We start from the raw sequence: 18,424 nt of genomic DNA, 5'->3' as shown, positions 1-18,424 counted from the left end.
TCGCACAGGAGGGCGCCGCAACATGTCTGAGACCGAACCGGCCGCCCTGGCCGAGGAGACCCAGGTGGCCACCGCGTCCGTCGCGACGGTCGCGGTCACCGACGAGACCATCGCCGAGAACCCGCTGCGCGACCCGCGCGACAAGCGCCTGCCGCGCGTCGCGGGGCCGTGCGTGCTGGTGCTGTTCGGCGTGACGGGTGACCTGGCCAAGCGCAAGCTGCTGCCGGCCATCTACGACCTGGGCAACCGCGGCCTGCTGCCGCCCGGCTTCTCGCTGGTTGGGTTCGCCCGCCGCGACTGGGCGCACGAGGACTTCGCCAACGTCACCTACGAGGCCGTCAAGGAGCACGCCCGCACCCCGTTCCGGGAGGAGGTCTGGAAGCAGATCTCCGAGGGCATCCACTTCTGCCCCGGCGAGTTCCACGACGACGGCGCGTTCGACTGCCTGGCGATGATGCTGAAGGAGATCGACGAGACCCGGGGCATGGGCGGCAACTACGCCTTCTACCTCTCGGTCCCGCCGAAGTTCTTCCCGACGGTCGTCGAGCAGCTCAAGCGCACCGGGCTCGCGCAGCACCCCGACGGGTCGTGGCGCCGCGTGGTGATCGAGAAGCCGTTCGGCCACGACCTCGAGAGCGCCCAGGACCTCAACCGCATCACCAGCGCGGTCTTCCCGGAGAGCTCGGTCTTCCGGATCGACCACTACCTGGGCAAGGAGACGGTCCAGAACATCCTGGCGCTGCGCTTCGCCAACAACCTCTACGAGCCCATCTGGAACCGCAGCTTCGTCGACCACGTGCAGATCACGATGGCCGAGGACATCGGCATCGGTTCGCGGGCGGGCTACTACGACGGCATCGGCGCGGCCCGTGACGTCATCCAGAACCACCTGCTCCAGCTGCTGGCGCTGGTGGCGATGGAGGACCCGACGTCCTTCGACGCCAACTCGCTGCGCCGCGAGAAGGAGAAGGTCCTCAAGGCGGTCCGGCTGCCCGACGACCTGGCGACCGGCGCGATCCGGGGCCAGTACACCGCCGGGTGGCAGGGCGGCGACAAGGTCATCGGCTACCTGGAGGAGGACGGGATCCCGTCCGACTCGCTGACCGACACCTACGCCGCCATCAAGCTCGAAGTGGCCAACCGCCGCTGGGCCGGGGTGCCGTTCTACCTGCGCGCGGGCAAGCGCCTGGGCCGCCGGGTGACCGAGGTCGCCGTGGTGTTCCAGCGGGCGCCGCACCTGCCGTTCAGCAAGGACGACACCGAGATCCTGGGCCAGAACGCCCTGGTCATCCGCGTCCAGCCCGACGAGGGCATCACGGTGCGGTTCGGTTCGAAGGTGCCCGGCACGGCCATGGAGGTCAGGGACGTGTCCATGGACTTCGCCTACGGCGAGTCGTTCATGGAGAGCAGCCCCGAGGCCTACGAGCGGCTGCTGCTGGACGTCCTGATCGGCGACCCGCCGCTGTTCCCGCACCAGCGGGAGGTCGAACTGTCCTGGCAGATCCTCGACCCGATCGAGGAATACTGGGCCACCCACGGCCGCCCCGAGGGCTACCCGGCCGGGACCTGGGGTCCCGCGGGCGCCGACGAGATGCTCGCCCGTGACGGACGTGTCTGGAGACGGCTGTGACCAGCTTCAACCTGACCGCGACCACCGCGTCGAAGATCAGCTCGGCCCTGACGAAGCTCCGCCACCAGATGGGCGCCCCCGCCGTGGGGATGGTGCTCACGCTGGTGGTGGTCTCCGACGAGGCCGGCCAGTACGACTCGGTGCGCGCCGCGACCGACGCCGCGCGGGAGCACCCCTCGCGGATCCTCGTGGTCATCAGGCGCGACGCCCGGGAGGCCGACCGGCTCGACGCGGAACTGCGCGTCGGCGAGTCGTCGCCCGGTGAGGTCGTCATCCTGCGCCTCTACGGCGAGCTGACCCGCCACGCCGAGTCGGTGCTCAGCCCGCTGCTGCTGACCGACACCCCGGTCGTGGTGTGGTGGCCGGCCGACGGCCCGTCCGAGCCGGCCAAAGACCCGATCGGTCACCTGGCCACCCGGCGGATCGTCGACTCCCGGACCGCCACCGACCCGGCGAAGACGATCGCGTCGCGCTGGACCGGCTACGTCCCGGGCGACACCGACCTGGCCTGGACCCGGCTCACGCCGTGGCGTTCGCTGCTGGCGGCCGCGTTCGACCAGCCGCTCGGGCCGATCACCGGCGGGGTCGTCGAGGGCACGTCCGGGCACCCCAGCGCCCACCTGCTGGCGTCGTGGCTGTCCGACCGGCTCAAGACCGAGGTGACCGTCGGCGAGTCGCAGGGCCCCGGGCTCACGTCCGTGCGGCTGCAGCTGGCCAAGGGCGGGGAGCTGTCCCTGTCGCGGGGCGACGCGCGGCTCGCGACCCTGTCGCGTCCGGGTCAGCCCGACCGGAACGTCGCGCTGGCGCGGCGGACCGAATCGGAGCTGCTGTCGGAGGAGCTGCGGCGGCTCGACCCCGACGAGATCTACGCGAGCTCTCTGAAGTATCTCGCCGAGCACTAAGATCATCGACCGCCCGTCTCCCCCTTCGGGAGACGGGCGGTTTCTCTTTTACGGAGGTACGTCGTGAGCGCAGTCCCCACCGTTCTGGTGCACCGGGATCCGGGCGTGCTGGCCCAGGCCGTGGCGGCCCGGCTGATCACCCGGCTGGTGGACGTCCAGGCCGAGCGTGGAACCGCGTCGGTGGTGCTGACCGGCGGGACCGTCGGGATCGCCACCCTGGCCGCCGTGGCCGCGTCACCGGCCCGCGACGCGGTCGACTGGCGGTCGCTGGACGTCTGGTGGGGCGACGAGCGGTTCGTCCCGGCCGGGTCCGCCGACCGCAACGAGAAGCAGGCCCGTGAGGCGCTGCTGGACGCCGTCGACCTCGACCCCAAGCGGGTCCACCCGATGGCCGCCTCCGACTCCGGCCTGACGCCGGAGGAGGCGGCCGAGCGCTACGCGGCGAACCTGGGGTCGGCGCCGGAGTTCGACGTGCTGATGCTGGGCATGGGGCCCGACTCCCACGTGGCGTCGCTGTTCCCCGGCCACGCCGCGCTCCACGTGTCCGACCGGATGGCGGTGGCCGTCCACGACTCCCCCAAGCCGCCGCCCACGCGGGTCTCGCTGACCTTCCCGGCGATCCAGGCCGCCCGGGAGGTGTGGGTGATCGCGTCCGGCGCCGAGAAGGCCGCGGCGGTGCGCCTCGGGCTGACCTGCGACCGGCTCTCGGCCCCGGCGGCGGGCGCGCGGGGCGTCGAGAGGACCCTGTTCCTGCTCGACGCGGCGGCCGCCGCCGAGATCCCCGGCCAGTGACGGCCGGGGACGGGATCAGCCGAGGAGGGTCTTGCCGTCTTCGGCCCGGATCAGGGTGATCAGCGCGCGCAGACCCGCCTCCGTGCGGGCGATCTCCTCGTCGGTGATGAAGATGGACGGTTCGAAGCGCAGGGTGCTGGTGGCACTGGCGGTGGGGAAGACGCGCATGCTGTGCTCGCGCAGGAGGTAGCCGGAGAACATGTAGCCGATCAGACCGCCCCTGGCCTGCTCGGCGAGGATCTCGGAGGCCGAATCGGACAGGTCGTGGAACTCCAGACCCACCATCAGTCCCTTGCCCCGTACGTCCTTGACGACGTCGCCGAACTCGTCGCGCAGCCCGCGCAGCATGGCGGACAGCCTGTCGCCGCGCTCGGCCGCCAGCCGGTACGCCGCGCCGCCGTCGGCCTCCAGCAGTTCCACGGCGCGCAGGGCGATGAGGGTGGAGAGGCTGTCCTTGGCGTACGTCGAGGTGTGCACCAGCTCGAAGTCGCTGCGGTAGCGCGACGACCGGATCAGCGTGACCGCCGCCTTGGCGATACCGCCGCCCAGGCTCTTCGCCAGGGTGATGTAGTCGCCGCGCAGTCCCAGATGCGACGCGGCGAAGAACGCGCCGGTGCGGCCCATGCCGCTCTGCACCTCGTCCACGATGACCGGGATGTCGGCGGCGTCGAGCAGTTCACGCACGCGGGCGAGGGCGTCGACGTCCAGGACGCGGATGCCGGCCTCACCCTGGATGGGCTCCAGGACGAACGCGCTGATCACCGGCAGCGGGCGCTCGACGACCCGGATGACGTCGCCGTCGACGGCGATGTCGAGCAGGGTCCGGCTCTCGGCGGCGATCACGTCCGCGATGACGTCGGGCCGGTCGAGGGGCACGAACCGGCACTGCGCGGCCATGGCGACGAACGGTGTGCGGTAGGCGACGTTCTGGGTGAGCTGGATGGTTCCCGCGAGCTTGCCGTGGAAGGAGCCCACGGGAGCCAGGTAGACCGGCGGCGTGGCGGCGCGCTCGGCGTTGGCGGCGCGCAGGGCGGCGACGACCTCGTCGATGTCCGACCCCCGCAGAGGGGACGCGTCCACGGTCGCGCCGGCGGCCGCCGCCGCGATGGCGGCCTCGATGTTGGCCTCGACCTCGGCGAGCGCCTCACCGATCTTGTACACGCGGTCCATCTCGGCGTGCTTGATGGCGACCTCGTTGGCCTCGGCCCCGCTGTTGGCGAAGATCACCGCGTAGTTCTCGTCGGTGCCGAACTCGCGGTGCGCGATGGTGTTCAGCGTCCACGCGAGATTGTTCGCGTAAGGATGCCGGGAAAACTGTGCGTGGATGGGGGTATCGCCGTCCAGCAGCGATTTCGTGTACTCGATGAGCACCGGGTTGTTGTGCCCGAGAATGGTCGACCCATAGCCGCCGACGAGGTCGAGCACCTCGATCTCGGCGCCACCGGCGTCGCGGTAGTACAGGGAGTCCTTCTTCGACCTGGTGTATTCGACACCCAGTCCCAGAGATGCCAGCCAGGCGAACATGTACGGCTCGGCCAGCTCGGGCTTGTCGACCACTGGATTCATCTTCGTCCCCTGTCCACGTGAGGTTCTCGGGGGCGACCGTAACCAACGTCCGGTGAATCACGGCCTATATCCGGTCTTATCCCGGTAATAGCCTGCCTGGGGCAAACCCGGTAATCGGTGTTCATTCATGCCCTTACCGGCGAAAGACCGGCAGTAGGTCGTAAATCGCCCGCCGTGGCTAGTGTCGTACGGGTTTGGGTTGGGATAACCCGTCCGGTTTCCGGTAAGCGGAGGGCAGCCGATTTCCATGACGAGTGGTCAGCAATTCCACGGCAATCAAGAAGACGACGCGATCGCGGTCGTCGGGATGTCCTGCCTGCTCCCGGGGGCACCCGACATCGCCGCGTTCTGGGACCTGCTGCGGTCCGGGCGCGACGCGCTGACCGACATGCCCGGGCATCGCTGGGAAACGATCTCCGCAGACGCGGGCGACCCGGTGCGCAGAGGCGGCTTCCTGGACTCGGTGGCCGATTTCGACGCCGCCTTCTTCGGTATCTCGCCACGCGAGGCGCGGGTCATGGACCCGCAGCAGCGCCTACTGCTGGAGCTGGCCTGGTCCGCGCTGGAGGACGCCGGAATCGTCGCCGCCGACCTGGAGGGCAGCCCGACCTCGGTCTACGTCGGCACCGCGCGCGAGGACTACGCCGCTCTGGTCTACCGCCAGGGCGCGCCCGCCATCACCCAGCACACCAACGCGGGCGTCCACCGCGGCGTCATCGCCAACCGGATCTCCTACGCCCTTGGTCTGCGCGGCGCGAGCCTGACCGTCGACACCAGCCAGTCGTCGTCGCTGGTCGCGGTGCACCTGGCCTGCGAGTCCCTGCGTTCGGGGGACTCCGCACTGGCGCTGGCCGCGGGCGTGAACCTCAACATCCTGGCCGAGACCGTGCTCGGCGCCGAGCGGTTCGGCGGGCTGTCCCCCGACGGCCGCTGCCACACCTTCGACGCCAGGGCCAACGGCTACGCGCGCGGCGAGGGTGCCGCCGTGGTCGTGCTCAAACCGCTGCGGACGGCCATCGCCGACGGCGACCGGGTGCACGGCGTGCTGCTGGGCAGCGCGGTGAACAACGACGGCGCGACCTCCGGCCTGACGGTGCCGAGCGCCCTCGCGCAGGAGCAGGTGGTGCGGGCGGCGCACCGCAGAGCGGGCGTCTCCCCCGGCGACGTGCAGTACGTCGAGCTGCACGGGACCGGTACCCCGGTGGGCGACCCGATCGAGGCCGCCGCGCTGGGGGCGTCGATCGGCAGGCTTAAGCAGTCCGGCGACCCGCTGGTCGTCGGCTCGGTGAAGACCAACATCGGCCACCTGGAGGCCGCGGCGGGCATCACCGGCCTGGTGAAGACCGTGCTGGCGATCGGCAACCGGGAGCTGCCCGCGAGCCTCAACCACGAGACGCCGAACCCGGCCATCCCGTTCGGCGAGCTGAACATCTCCGTCGTCACGAGCCGCTCCCCCTGGCCGCACCCGGACCGCAGGCTCGTCGCGGGCGTCAGTTCCTTCGGCATGGGCGGGACCAACTGCCACGTCGTCGTCGCGGAGGCGCCGGCCGCCGAGCCCACCGAGCCTGGCGAAACCGGCGTCGCGGCACCGCTGCCGGTGATCGTCTCCGGCCGCACCCCGCAGGCGCTCCGCGCGCAGGCCGAACGGCTCGGGGCCGCCGTCGAGGCGGGCGACGCCGACGTCGCGTCCGTCGGCTGGTCCGCCCTGACCACGCGCACCCGGTTCCCCCACCGCGCCGCCGTCGTCGCCGCGGACCGCGCGGAACTGGTCGCCGGGCTGCGTGCGCTGGCGGCGGGCACCCCTGCCGCCGGGCTCGTCACCGGCGTCCCCTCGGGCGGCGCGACCGCGGCCGTGTTCACCGGCCAGGGCGCCCAGCGGGCCGGCATGGGCAGGGAACTGCACGCCGCGTTCCCGGTCTACGCGCGGTCTTTCGACGAGGTCGCGGCGCTCATCGACCCGCACCTGGACCGCCCGTTGCGCGAGGTGATCGAGAGCGGCACGGACCTCGACCAGACCGGCTACACCCAGCCCGCGCTCTTCGCGGTCGAGGTGGCGCTGTTCCGGCTGTTCGAGTCGTGGAACCTTCGACTGGACTTCGTGATGGGTCACTCCATCGGCGAGATCGCGGCCGCCCACGTCGCGGGCGTGCTGTCCCTGCCCGACGCCGCCGCGCTCGTCTCCGCACGCGGACGTCTGATGCAGGCGCTGCCCGGCGGCGGCGCGATGGTGGCCGTGGGGGCGACGGAGCGGCAGGTCGCCGAGTACCTGTCCGGCACCGTGGCGCTCGCCGCCGTCAACGGCCCGGACGCGGTCGTGATCTCCGGTGACGAGGAGGACGTGCTCCACGCCGCCGAGCGGCTGCGGCAGGCCGGGCACCGGACCAAGCGGCTCTCGGTGAGCCACGCCTTCCACTCCCACCGCATGGACGCGATGCTCGACGCCTTCCGCGAGGTCGCGTCCGGCCTGGAGTTCCACCCGCCACGGATCCCGGTGGTCTCCACGGTGACCGGGCAGGTCGCCCCCGCCGAACTGCTGACGTCCCCTGAGTACTGGGTGGAGCAGGTCCGCGCGACCGTCCGCTTCACCGACGCCGCGCGCGCCCTGGAGGCGGCGGGGGTGCGCACGGTCATCGAGTTCGGCCCGGACGACGTGTGCTCGGCCCTGGTCGCCGACAGCGTCGCCGACCGGTCGGCGGTGCGGGCGGGGTCGGTGCTGCGCAGGGGCAGGCCGGAGGCCCGTACCGTCATGGACGCGGTGTCCCGGCTGGCCGTCTCCGGGGTCGAACTGGCGTGGGACGCGGTCTTCGCGGGCACGGGGGCCCGCCGGCTCGACCTGCCCACCTATGCCTTCCAGCGCGAGCACCACTGGGTCACCGACGGCCCGGCCGACGGCACCGCCCCCACCGTCCCCGCCGCGCCGCGTGCCGGCCGCGCACCCGCCGCGCGCCCGGTCACCGGCCCGGCCCCCCGTGCGGCCGACCTGGTGACCGCGCACGTCGCCGCCGTCCTGGGCCTGGCCCCCGGCAAGGCGGTCGAGGTCGACCTGCCCTTCCGCGACCTGGGCTTCAGCTCGCTGATGACCGTGGAACTCAGTGACGCCCTCGCGGAGGCCACCGGGCTGAGCCTGCCGTCGAGCACCCTGTTCGACCACCCCACGCCGGCCGCTCTGGCCGCCCACCTCGACGCCCTGCTCAGCGGCGGGGGCACCGAGGTCGACGAGGTCGTCACCACCGGCTCGGACGACGAGCCGATCGCGATCGTCGGGATGGCGTGCCGCTACCCCGGCGGGGTCGCCTCGCCCGACGACCTGTGGGGGCTGGTCGCCGGCAACGGCGACGCCATCTCCGGTTTCCCCACCGACCGGGGCTGGGCCGAGGACCTGGTCGACCCCGACCCCGGCGCGTCCGGCCGGAGTTCGGTGCGCGAGGGCGGTTTCCTGTACGACGCGGCCCGCTTCGACGCCGGGTTCTTCGACATCTCCCCGCGCGAGGCGCAGGCGATGGACCCGCAGCAGCGGCTGCTGCTGGAGACCACGTGGGAGGCGCTGGAGCGGGCCGGTCTTCTCCCCGGTGACCTGCGCGGCTCCCGGACCGGGGTCTTCATCGGCGCCACGACGTTCGACTACGGCCCCCGGATGCACGACGCGCCGGCGGGCGTGGAGGGGCACCTGCTGACCGGCGGCACGGCCAGCGTCATGTCCGGCCGCATCGCCTACCACCTCGGTCTGCTCGGCCCCGCCATCACGGTGGACACCGCGTGCTCGTCGTCCCTGGTGGCGCTGCACCTGGCCGTTCAGTCGCTGCGCCGGGGCGAGACGTCGCTGGCGATCGCGGGCGGTGCGGCGGTGATGTCGACGCCGGGCATGTTCCTGGAGTTCTCCCGGCAGCAGGGCCTCGCCGCCGACGGCCGCTGCAAGGCCTTCGCCGCCGCCGCCGACGGCACCGCGTGGGCCGAGGGCGTCGGCCTGCTCGTGGTCGAGCGGCTGTCCGACGCCCGCCGCAACGGGCACCAGGTGCTCGCCGTGGTGCGCGGCTCGGCGGTCAACTCCGACGGCGCGTCCAACGGCCTGACCGCGCCGAGCGGGCTGGCGCAGCGGCGGGTGATCCGCCAGGCCCTCGCCGACGCCCACCTGACCGGCGCCGACGTCGACGTGGTCGAGGCGCACGGCACCGGCACCAGCCTGGGCGACCCGATCGAGGCGACGGCGCTGCTGGCGACCTACGGCGCCGACCGGGGTGACCGGGAGCCCGTGCTGCTCGGGTCGCTCAAGTCCAACATCGGCCACGCCCAGGCCGCGGCCGGGGTCGGCGGTGTGATCAAACTCGTGCAGGCGATGCGCCACGGCGTCGTCCCGGCCACCCTGCACGTCGACGAGCCGACCCCCCACGTGGACTGGTCGTCGGGCGCGGTCGAGGTGGTCACCGCGAACCGCGCCTGGCCGGAGACGGGGAGGCCGCGCCGCGCGGCGGTGTCGTCGTTCGGGATCAGCGGCACCAACGCCCACGCCATCATCGAGGTGGCACCCGAGGTGGAGCCGGAGGCCGACCGGCCGGGCGGCGGCGACGGGTCGAGGGCGCCGTGGGTGCTGTCCGCGCCGACCGGCGACGGCCTGCGCGCCCAGGCCGCGCGGCTGCGCGAGTTCGTGCTCACACGGCCGGACGCGCACCCGTCCGACATCGGTCTCGCGCTGGCGACCACGCGCACCCCGTTCGCCCACCGCGCGGTGGTGCTCGGCCCGACCGGGCAGGACCGGCTCGACGGGCTGGCCGCCCTCGCGGGCGGGCTGCCCGCGCCCACCGTGGTGCGCGGCACCGCGCTGCCCGGCAAGACCCTGCTGATGTTCACCGGTCAGGGCGCCCAGCGGATCGGCATGGGCGAGGAACTGCGCGCCGCGTTCCCGGTGTTCGCCGAAGCGTTCGACGAGATCGCCGCGCACCTCGACCCGCACCTGGACCGCCGGCTGCGCGAGGTCATCGCGAGCGGGGACGACCTGGGCCAGACCGGCTACACCCAGCCCGCGCTGTTCGCGTTCGAGGTGGCCCTCCACCGCCTGGCTGCGCACCACGGCGTGGTGCCGGACCTGGTGGTCGGGCACTCGATCGGCGAGCTGGCCGCCGCGCACGTGGCCGGGGTGCTGTCCGCCGAGGACGCCGCGACGCTGGTCGCCGCCCGGGGCCGGCTGATGCAGGCCGCACGGCCGGACGGCGCGATGATCGCCATCGAGGCCGAGCCCGACGCCGTCTCCGCCTCGATCGCCGAGCACGCCGGGCTGGTCGACATCGCCGCGGTGAACGGCCCGAGGGCGGTGGTGATCGCGGGTGACGCGGAGGTCGCGAGCCGCGTCGCCCGGCAGTGGAAGGACAAGGGCCACCGGGTACGCCCGCTGCGGGTCAGCCACGCGTTCCACTCGCCGCACATGGACGGCATCCTCGACGAGTTCCGCGCGGTCGCCGAGAGCCTGACGTTCCACGCCCCCGCCATCCCGGTCATCTCCGCCGTCACCGGCGCGCTCGTGACCCCCGAACAGATCACGAGCGCCGACTACTGGGTCGGCCAGATCCGCTCGGCGGTGCGGTTCCACGACGCCGTGCTGACGGCGACCGCCTTGGGCGCGACGGTGTTCGCCGAGATCGGCCCGGACGCGGTGCTGACCGCGCTGGCACGGGAGACCGTCGAGGCCGCCGGTGCCACCGCGACCGCCGTGCCGCTGGCACGCGCGGACCGGCCGGAGGCCGACACCTTCGTCGCCGGGCTGGCGGGCGTCCACGCCGCCGGTCCCCCGCTCGACCTCACGCCGTTCTTCCCGGACGCCGTCCCCGCCGACCTGCCGACGTACGCGTTCCAGCGCGAGCGCTTCTGGCTGACCGCGGGCTCGCGCCCCGACGCGCGCGGTCTCGGCCTCGACCCGGCCGGGCACCCGCTGCTCGGCGGCGTGGTCGAGGTCGCCGACGACGAGAGCGTGGTGCTGACCGGCGTGCTCTCGACCAAGACGCACCCGTGGCTCGCCGACCACGTCATCGAGGGTGTGGCTCTGCTGCCCGCGACCGCGTTCCTGGAGCTGGCGTTCGCCGCCTGCGAGCACACGGGCGCCGGGCGGGTCGCGGAGCTGACGCTGCGGGCCCCGCTGCCGCTGCCCGAAGGGGATGCGGTACGGGTGCAGGTCAGAGTGGCCGCCACAGACCGGTCCGGGTCCCACCGGGTCACCGTCCACGCACGACCGGACGGCGACGACCCGGCCACCGCGTGGACCGAGCACGCCTCGGGCCTGCTGGGACCCGCCCAGGAGAGCCCCGCCGCGTCGGGGCCGTCCTGGCCGCCCGCGGGCGCGGTGGCCGAGCCGGTCGACGGCGCCTACCCGGCGCTGGCCGGACTCGGCTACGACTACGGTCCGGTGTTCCAGGGGCTGCGGTCGGTGTGGCGGGCGGGAACGGACGTCCTGGCCGAGATCGCGCTGCCCGACGCCGACCACGACGACCGGTTCGGGCTGCACCCCGCGCTGTTCGACGCGGCGCTGCACCCGCTGCTGCCCGGCGCGGCACGCGACCGTGACGAGATCCGGCTGCCGTTCAGCTGGGAGGGTGTCACCCTGCACGCCGGCGGGGCCACCGCGGCGCGGGTGCGGGTGTCGCCGGTCGGCCCGGACGCCGTCCGGCTGGAGCTGACCGACACCACCGGCGCGCTGGTGGTCACCGTCGAGTCGCTGACCCTGCGCGGGGTCTCCCGCGCCGTGCTCGGGAAGGCGGGCAGGGGCACCTCACTGTTCGGCGTCGCCTGGCCCGCGATCGCGACCTCCGACACCCCCGTGCCGGCCCGAGCCGACGTCGTCGTCACCACGCTGCCGGCCGGTGGCGACTCCCCCGCCGACGCGCACGAGGCCACCACCGCGGCACTGGCGCTGGTGCGGGACTGGCTGGCCGACCCACGGTCCGCCGACGCCACGCTGGTGCTGGTGACCGGCGGCGCGATCGCCGCGCTGCCCGGCGACCGGGTCTGCGACCTGGCGCACGCCCCGGTGTGGGGCCTGGTCCGCTCGGCGCAGACGGAGCACCCCGGCCGCCTGGTGCTGGTCGACACCGACGGCTCGGACGGTTCGGACGGCGCCCTCGTCCTCGCGGCGGCGGCGAGCGGGGAACCGCAGGTGGCCATCCGCTCGGGCAGGCTGCACGCCCCCCGCCTGTCCAGGACCGCGGGCACCCCGGCCGGGCGGGAGATCGACCGCGACGGCACCGTCCTGATCACCGGAGGCACCGGCGGGCTGGGCGCCCTGGCGGCCCGGCACCTGGTCGCGGCCCACGGCGTGCGGCACCTGCTGCTGGTCAGCAGGCGTGGCGAGGACAGCCCCGGATGCGCCGCGCTGGTCGGCGACCTGACGGCGCTGGGCGCGCGGGTCCGGGTCGCCGCGGCCGACGCCGCCGACCGGGACGCCCTCGCCGCCGCCCTGGCCCTGGTCCCGGCCGAGCACCCGCTGACCGCCGTGGTGCACACCGCGGGCGTCCTGGACGACGCGACGATCACGGGACTGACCGATGAGCAGATCACGACCGTGCTGCGGCCCAAGGTCGACGGCGCGTGGAACCTGCACACCCTGACCGCCGACGACGACCTGGCCGCGTTCGTCCTGTTCTCGTCGGTCTCCGGGATCATGGGCACGGCCGGACAGGGCAACTACGCCGCCGCGAACACCTATCTCGACGCGCTGGCGGCGCACCGGGCCGCCGAAGGGCTGGCCGCGACCTCGCTGGCCTGGGGCCTGTGGGGCGCGGACGCGGAGGGCATGGGCGCGACCCTGTCCGAGGCGGACGTCCAGCGCTGGACCCGCTCCGGTGTGGTCCCGCTGACGCGGGCGCAGGGCCTGGCGATGTTCGACGAGGTGCTCGGCCTGGCCGACCCTCTGATCGTGCCCGCCGCGCTCGACCTGGCGGGCGGCGGCGACCGCCCGCGCCTCTGGCACGGCCTGGTCCGGCCCAGGCGGGTGGAGCGCCGGGTGGTCCAGGACGACTGGGCCGCGCGGATCGCCGCGCTGCCCGAGGCCGAGCGGGCACCGGCCGTGCTGGAGCTGGTGCGGGGCACGGCGGCGCTGGCGCTGGGTCACGCCTCCGGCGCGGCCATCGAGTCGGCTCGGGCGCTCAAGGACCAGGGCCTCGACTCGCTGACCGCCGTCGAGCTGCGCAACCAACTCGGCACCGCGACGGGGATGCGGCTGCCGTCCACCGTCGTGTTCGACCACCCGAGCCCCGAAGCGCTGACCACGTACCTGCTGGGTCAGCTGGCCGGCCCCGGTACGGCCGGGGCCGGCGTCCGGGCCACCGTCGCCCATGACGATCCGATCGCGATCATCGGGATGGCCTGCCAGTATCCGGGCGGGGTCCGCTCGCCGAAGGACCTGTGGCGGCTGGTCGCCGACGGCACCGACGCCATCAGCGGGTTCCCGACCAATCGGGGCTGGGACCTCGAACGGCTCTACGACCCCGACCCGGAGGCGACCGGCAGCTCGTACATCAGGGAAGGCGGCTTCCTGCACGAGGCCGACCTGTTCGACCGCGACTTCTTCGGCATCTCCCCGCGCGAGGCCACCGCGACCGACCCGCAGCAGCGGTTGCTGCTGGAGACGGCGTGGAACGCCTTCGAGAGCGCCGCGATCGACCCGGCGACCCTGCGCGGCGGCAACACCGGCGTGTTCGTCGGGGCGATGTACGACGACTACGCCGCGCACCTGCCGTCCGTGCCACCCGAGTACGAGGGCTTCCTGCTGGTGGGCAACACCTCCAGCGTGATCTCCGGCCGCCTGGCCTACACCTACGGGCTCGAAGGTCCCGCGGTCACCGTCGACACGGCGTGCTCGTCCTCGCTGGTGGCCCTGCACCTGGCCGGGCAGGCGCTGCGGTCGGGCGAGTCGGACCTGGTGCTGGCGGGCGGGGTGACGGTGATGGCCGGGCCCGGCTCGTTCGTCGAGTTCAGCAGGCAGCGCGGGCTGTCCCCCTCCGGCCGGTGCAAGTCGTTCTCCGCCGACGCCGACGGCACGGTGTGGAGTGAGGGGGTCGGCCTGCTGCTGCTGGAGCGGCTGTCGGACGCCGAACGCAACGGGCACCGGGTACTGGCCGTGCTGCGCGGCTCCGCGATCAACCAGGACGGCGCGTCCAACGGGCTCACCGCGCCCAACGGGCCGTCGCAGGAGCGCGTGATCCGGCAGGCGCTGGCGAACGCGGGCCTGGATCCGGCCGACATCGACGTCGTCGAGGCGCACGGCACCGGCACCCCGCTGGGCGACCCGATCGAGGCGCAGGCGCTGCTGGCCACCTACGGCGCCGCGCACGACGCCGACCGGCCCCTGTGGCTGGGGTCGCTGAAGTCCAACATCGGCCACTCCCAGGCGGCGGCCGGGGTCGGCGGCGTCATCAAGATGGTCGAGGCGATGCGGCACGGGACGCTGCCGCGCACGCTGCACGCCGAGACGCCGTCCCCGCACGTGGACTGGTCGTCGGGCGCGCTCGCGCTGCTGACCGAGCAGCGGGAATGGGAGAGCGGGAGCCGGCCGCGCCGGGCGGCGGTGTCGTCGTTCGGCATCAGCGGCACCAACGCGCACGTGATCATCGAGCAGCCGTCCCCGGCCGGCACCGATGCCCCGGTCCCGGCCGCCGGGCCCGTGGCCGAGCCGCCGGTGCTGCCGTGGCTGCTCTCCGGCAGCTCCGCCGCGGGGCTGCGCGCCCACGCCGCCCAGATCGGCGAGCTGCTGGCCGAGGGCGACGCCGACCGGCTCGACGTCGCCCTCTCCCTGGCCACCACCCGGTCCGCTCTCGCCCACCGGGGGGTGGTCGTGGCCGCCGACCGCGACGAGCTGCTGCGCGGCCTGTCCGAGCTGGCCACCGACGGTCCCAAGGCGGTGCGCGGGGTCCGCGCCGAGGGCCTGACCGCGTTCATGTTCACCGGCGGCGGCGCGCAGCGCGTGGGCATGGCCGGGCAGCTCTGCGCGGCGTTCCCGGTGTTCCGGGACGCCTTCCACGAGGTGGCCGACGAGCTGGACAAGGGCCTGCCCAGGCCGCTGAGGGAGGTCATCGAGACCGGCGACGAGCTGGACGAGATCGACTACACGCTGGCCGCGCTGTTCGCCGTGGGGGTCGCGCTGTTCCGTCAGCTCGCGGCGTGGGGCGTCCACCCGGACTTCGTCGTCGGCCACTCCGCGGGGGAGCTGATCGCCGCGCACGTCGCCGGGGTGCTGTCCCTGCCGGACGCGGCGACACTGGTCACCGCGCGCGGCCGGCTCATGCGCGGTCTGCCCGAGGGCGGCGCGATGATCGCGATCCAGGCCACCGAGCAGGAGATCGCCGAGACGCTGCCGGAGTCCGGCAGGGCGGTCATCGGCACCATCAACAGCCCGCGGTCGGTCGTCGTCTCCGGCGACGCCGACGCCGCGGAGGCCGTCGCCGCGCTCTGGAAGGAACGCGGGCGCAGCACCAAGCGGCTGCCCATCAGCCGCGCGTCGCACTCGCCGAGGATGGACCCGATGCTCGAGGAGTTCCGGGCCGTCGCCGAGGGGCTGACCTTCCACCGCCCGAACATCCGGATCGTGTCGACGGTGACCGGCGAGGTCGAGTCCGGCGACCAGTGGTCCACCGTCGACTACTGGGTCAACCAGGTGCGCCTGCCCGTGAGGTTCCTGGACGCCGTGCGCACGCTGGAGGCCAAGGGCGTCGGCACGATGCTGGAACTGGGCCCGGACGGGGTGCTGACGGCGATGGCCGCGGCCGGGGTGGAGCACGCGGTGCCGCTCCCGGCCATGCGCAACGGCCACGACGAGCCGCGCACCCTGGTCGGGGCGCTGGGCCTGCTGCACACCAGGGGCGTACGGGTGGACTGGTCGGCGTTCTTCGCCGGGACCGGGGCGAAGGTCGTCGACCTGCCCACCTACCCGTTCCAGCGCGAGCGCTACTGGCTGGAGGCCGCCGAAGTGCCGGCGGCGTTCGGCCCGAGGCCGGGCGGCCACCCGGTGCTGGGCGGAACCGTCCCGCTGGCCGACACCGACGAGGTGCTCCTCACCGGTGAGGTCTCGCTGGGGACGCACCCGTGGCTGGCCGGGCACACCGTGTCCGGCGCCGTGGTGCTGTCCGCGTCCGCCCTGGTGGAGGCGGTCGCCTGGGCCGGTCGCGAGATCGGCTGCCCGGTCGTGACCGAGCTGACGGTGCTCGCCGAGCTCGCGGTGCCGGAGCCGGGCTTCGCGTCGGTGCAGGCCCGCGTCGGCGCGGCGGACGAGAACGGCGCCCGTGCGGTGTCCGTGCACGCCAGGGCCGCCGATGAGGAGTGGGTCGCGGTGGCGACCGGTCTCCTCGCCGCCAAGCCCGCGGAGGTGAGCACCCAGCGGAACGCCGACCCCGCGACCGCGGTCGAAGTGCGGCTCGCCGACGAGCACACCCGGGACGCGGGCGGGTTCGGCCTGCACCCGACCCTGCTGCACGAGGTCCTGTCGCTCGCGGGCGTCACCCGTGGCCACCTGGCCTCGGCGTGGCGCGGGGTGCGGCTGCACGCCACCGGCGCCACGGTGGTGCGCGCGCTGGTCACACCGACCGGGGAGAACAGCGCGTCGGTGCTGCTGATCGACGCGGACGGCGGCCCGGTCGCCGGTGTGGACTCGGTCGTCTGGCGCGACCGGACCTCCGCCGACCTGATCGGCGGCCCCGGCCCGGCCCGGTCGCTGCACCGCCTGGAGTGGATCCCCCTGCCGGTGACCCCCGGCACGCCACCGGTCACCTGGGCCGCCGTCGGCTCCGGCCTGCCCGCCGAGGTGCTGCTGCTGGACACCGAGGCCGACGCCGAGCCCGGCGGCGACGTCGCGGCGCGGACGCACGCGCTCACGTCGGGCGTCCTGGCGTCGCTGCGCACGTGGCTGGCCGATCCGCGGTCTGCCGAGACCCGGCTGGTGGTGCTCACCCGGGGCGCCGTGGTCCCGGCCGGCTCGGACCTCTGCGACCCGGCCGCCGCCGCGCTGTGGGGTCTGGTCCGCTCGGCGCAGCTGGAGAACCGGGACCGGATCGTCCTGGTGGACACCGACACCGCGACCCCGGACCTCGCGTTACTGGCCGCGCTGCTCGACACCGGCGAGCCCGCCGTCGCCCTGCGCGGCGGCGAGGTCCTGGCACCCCGCCTGGCCCGGGTCGACAACGGTGCGCCGGAAGACGGCCGGGACACCTGGACGGCCTCGGGCACGGTGCTGATCACCGGCGGCACCGGGGCGGTGGGCGCAGAGGTCGCCCGCCACCTCGTGGCCGAGCACGGCGTACGGCGCCTGCTGCTGCTGAGCCGGTCGGGTCCGGACGCCGCGGGCGCCGATCCGCTGCGGCGCGCGCTGGCCGGGCACGGCGCGTCCGTGGAGATCGTCGCGTGCGACGTCGCCGACCGCGACGCGCTGGCCGCGGTGCTGGCGGACATCCCGGCCGAACACCCGCTGACCGCAGTGGTGCACGCGGCGGGGGTGCTGGACGGCAACCTGGTCACCGCGCTGGAACCCACCCAGCTGGAGAACGTCCTGCGCTCCAAAGTGGACGGCGCCTGGCACCTGCACGAGCTGACCGAGGGCATGGAGCTGTCCGCGTTCGTGCTCTTCTCCTCGCTCCTCGGCGTGTTCGGCGGTGCGGGGCAGGCCAACTACGCCGCGGCCAACGCGTTCCTGGACGGCCTGGCCCGGCACCGGGCGGCCGGCGGCCTCCCGGCGAGCGCGCTGGGCTGGGGCCTGTGGGAGGTCGACGGCGGCATCGGCGCCGGGGCGACCGACGCCGACCTGACCCGCTTCCGCCGCGACGGGATCGTCCCGATCGGGGTCGGCCACGGGCTGGCCGTGCTCGACGCCGCGCTCGGACTGCCCGACGCCGCGTTGACCGCGACCCCCTTCGACCTCGACGCCCTGCGCGCCGGCGACGACGTGCCCCCGCTGCTGCGCGGGCTCGTCCCGCCCGCAGGTCAGGCTCGTCAGGCCGGGGACGACGACGGGATGACTCTGGCCGAGCGGCTGGCGGCGCTGCCCGCGGACAAGCACGAGGCGACCGTCCAGAGAATGGTCAGCGGCCAGGTGGCGGTGGTGCTCGGCCTTCGCGACGCGGACGCCGTCGATCCCCGGCGGCCGTTCATGGAGGTGGGCTTCGACTCGCTGACCGCGGTCGAGCTGCGCAACCGGCTCAGCGCGGCGGTGGGCGTGCGGCTGCCCGTCACGATCGTGTTCGACCACCCGACGCCCGCCGCGCTGGCCGCGTTCCTGCTCGGCGAGATCGCCCCGGACGGCGCGGCGGCGCCCGCGTCACCGCTGCTCGCGGGGCTGGACACGCTGGAGGACGTGCTGTTCTCCGCCGGCGCGGACGACGGGCACCGGGACACGATCACCGTGCGCCTGCAGACGATCCTCTCCCGATGGATGGAGTCGTCCGGCGGCTCCCGGATCACCGCCACCGCGCCGGACACGGCCATCGAGGAGGCGTCCACCGAGGAGCTGCTGGCGTTCATCGACAACCAACTAGGCAGAGCCGACAGCTGACGCGTCCTGACGAAAGGT

5 protein-coding genes are annotated in these 18,424 nt (G+C 74.1%); 4 read left to right on the top strand and 1 reads right to left on the bottom strand.

The window, feature by feature from the left end; genetic code table 11:
* Positions 1 to 22: 22 nt before the first annotated feature.
* The 3 genes from zwf to pgl all read left to right on the top strand — a co-directional run bounded on the left by zwf (position 23) and on the right by pgl (position 3,324).
* Positions 23 to 1,630 carry a glucose-6-phosphate dehydrogenase gene (gene zwf, locus ACYQ78_RS31745; RefSeq protein WP_459804633.1) on the top strand — a complete coding sequence of 536 codons (1,608 nt, stop codon included), beginning with the start codon at positions 23 to 25 and terminating at the stop codon, positions 1,628 to 1,630.
* Entirely contained in the window at positions 1,627 to 2,532 is a 906-nt protein-coding gene (locus ACYQ78_RS31740) for a glucose-6-phosphate dehydrogenase assembly protein OpcA (protein ID WP_459804632.1), read from the top strand. Before zwf ends, ACYQ78_RS31740 begins: the two co-directional genes overlap by 4 nt.
* Before the next feature lie 63 nt (positions 2,533 to 2,595).
* On the top strand, positions 2,596 to 3,324 hold the full coding sequence (pgl, locus tag ACYQ78_RS31735; protein WP_459804631.1) for a 6-phosphogluconolactonase: 729 nt from the start codon (positions 2,596 to 2,598) through the stop codon (positions 3,322 to 3,324).
* Positions 3,325 to 3,339: 15 nt separating this feature from the next.
* Here pgl and ACYQ78_RS31730 read toward each other — a convergent pair whose 3' ends face one another.
* The gene (locus tag ACYQ78_RS31730; RefSeq protein WP_459804630.1) at positions 3,340 to 4,890 is read right to left on the bottom strand and encodes an aspartate aminotransferase family protein; all 1,551 of its coding nucleotides are present in this window, start codon (positions 4,888 to 4,890) and stop codon (positions 3,340 to 3,342) included.
* Positions 4,891 to 5,137: 247 nt separating this feature from the next.
* Between ACYQ78_RS31730 and ACYQ78_RS31725 the strand changes: the two genes are divergently transcribed.
* A complete protein-coding gene (locus ACYQ78_RS31725) occupies positions 5,138 to 18,406 on the top strand; it encodes an SDR family NAD(P)-dependent oxidoreductase (protein ID WP_459804629.1) in 13,269 nt (4,422 codons plus the stop codon).
* Positions 18,407 to 18,424: the final 18 nt, after the last annotated feature.

The sequence above is a fragment of the Herbidospora sp. RD11066 genome, from assembly GCF_054661255.1.
This window is presented reverse-complemented; position numbering and strand designations above follow the sequence as displayed.

Bases quoted from the DNA above. Each gene is read 5' to 3' on its own strand.
- ACYQ78_RS31725 (WP_459804629.1), top strand. From the start codon at position 5,138: ATGACGAGTGGTCAGCAATTCCACGGCAATCAAGAAGACGACGCGATC.
- zwf (WP_459804633.1), top strand. From the start codon at position 23: ATGTCTGAGACCGAACCGGCCGCCCTGGCCGAGGAGACCCAGGTGGCC.
- ACYQ78_RS31730 (WP_459804630.1), bottom strand. From the start codon at position 4,890: ATGAATCCAGTGGTCGACAAGCCCGAGCTGGCCGAGCCGTACATGTTC.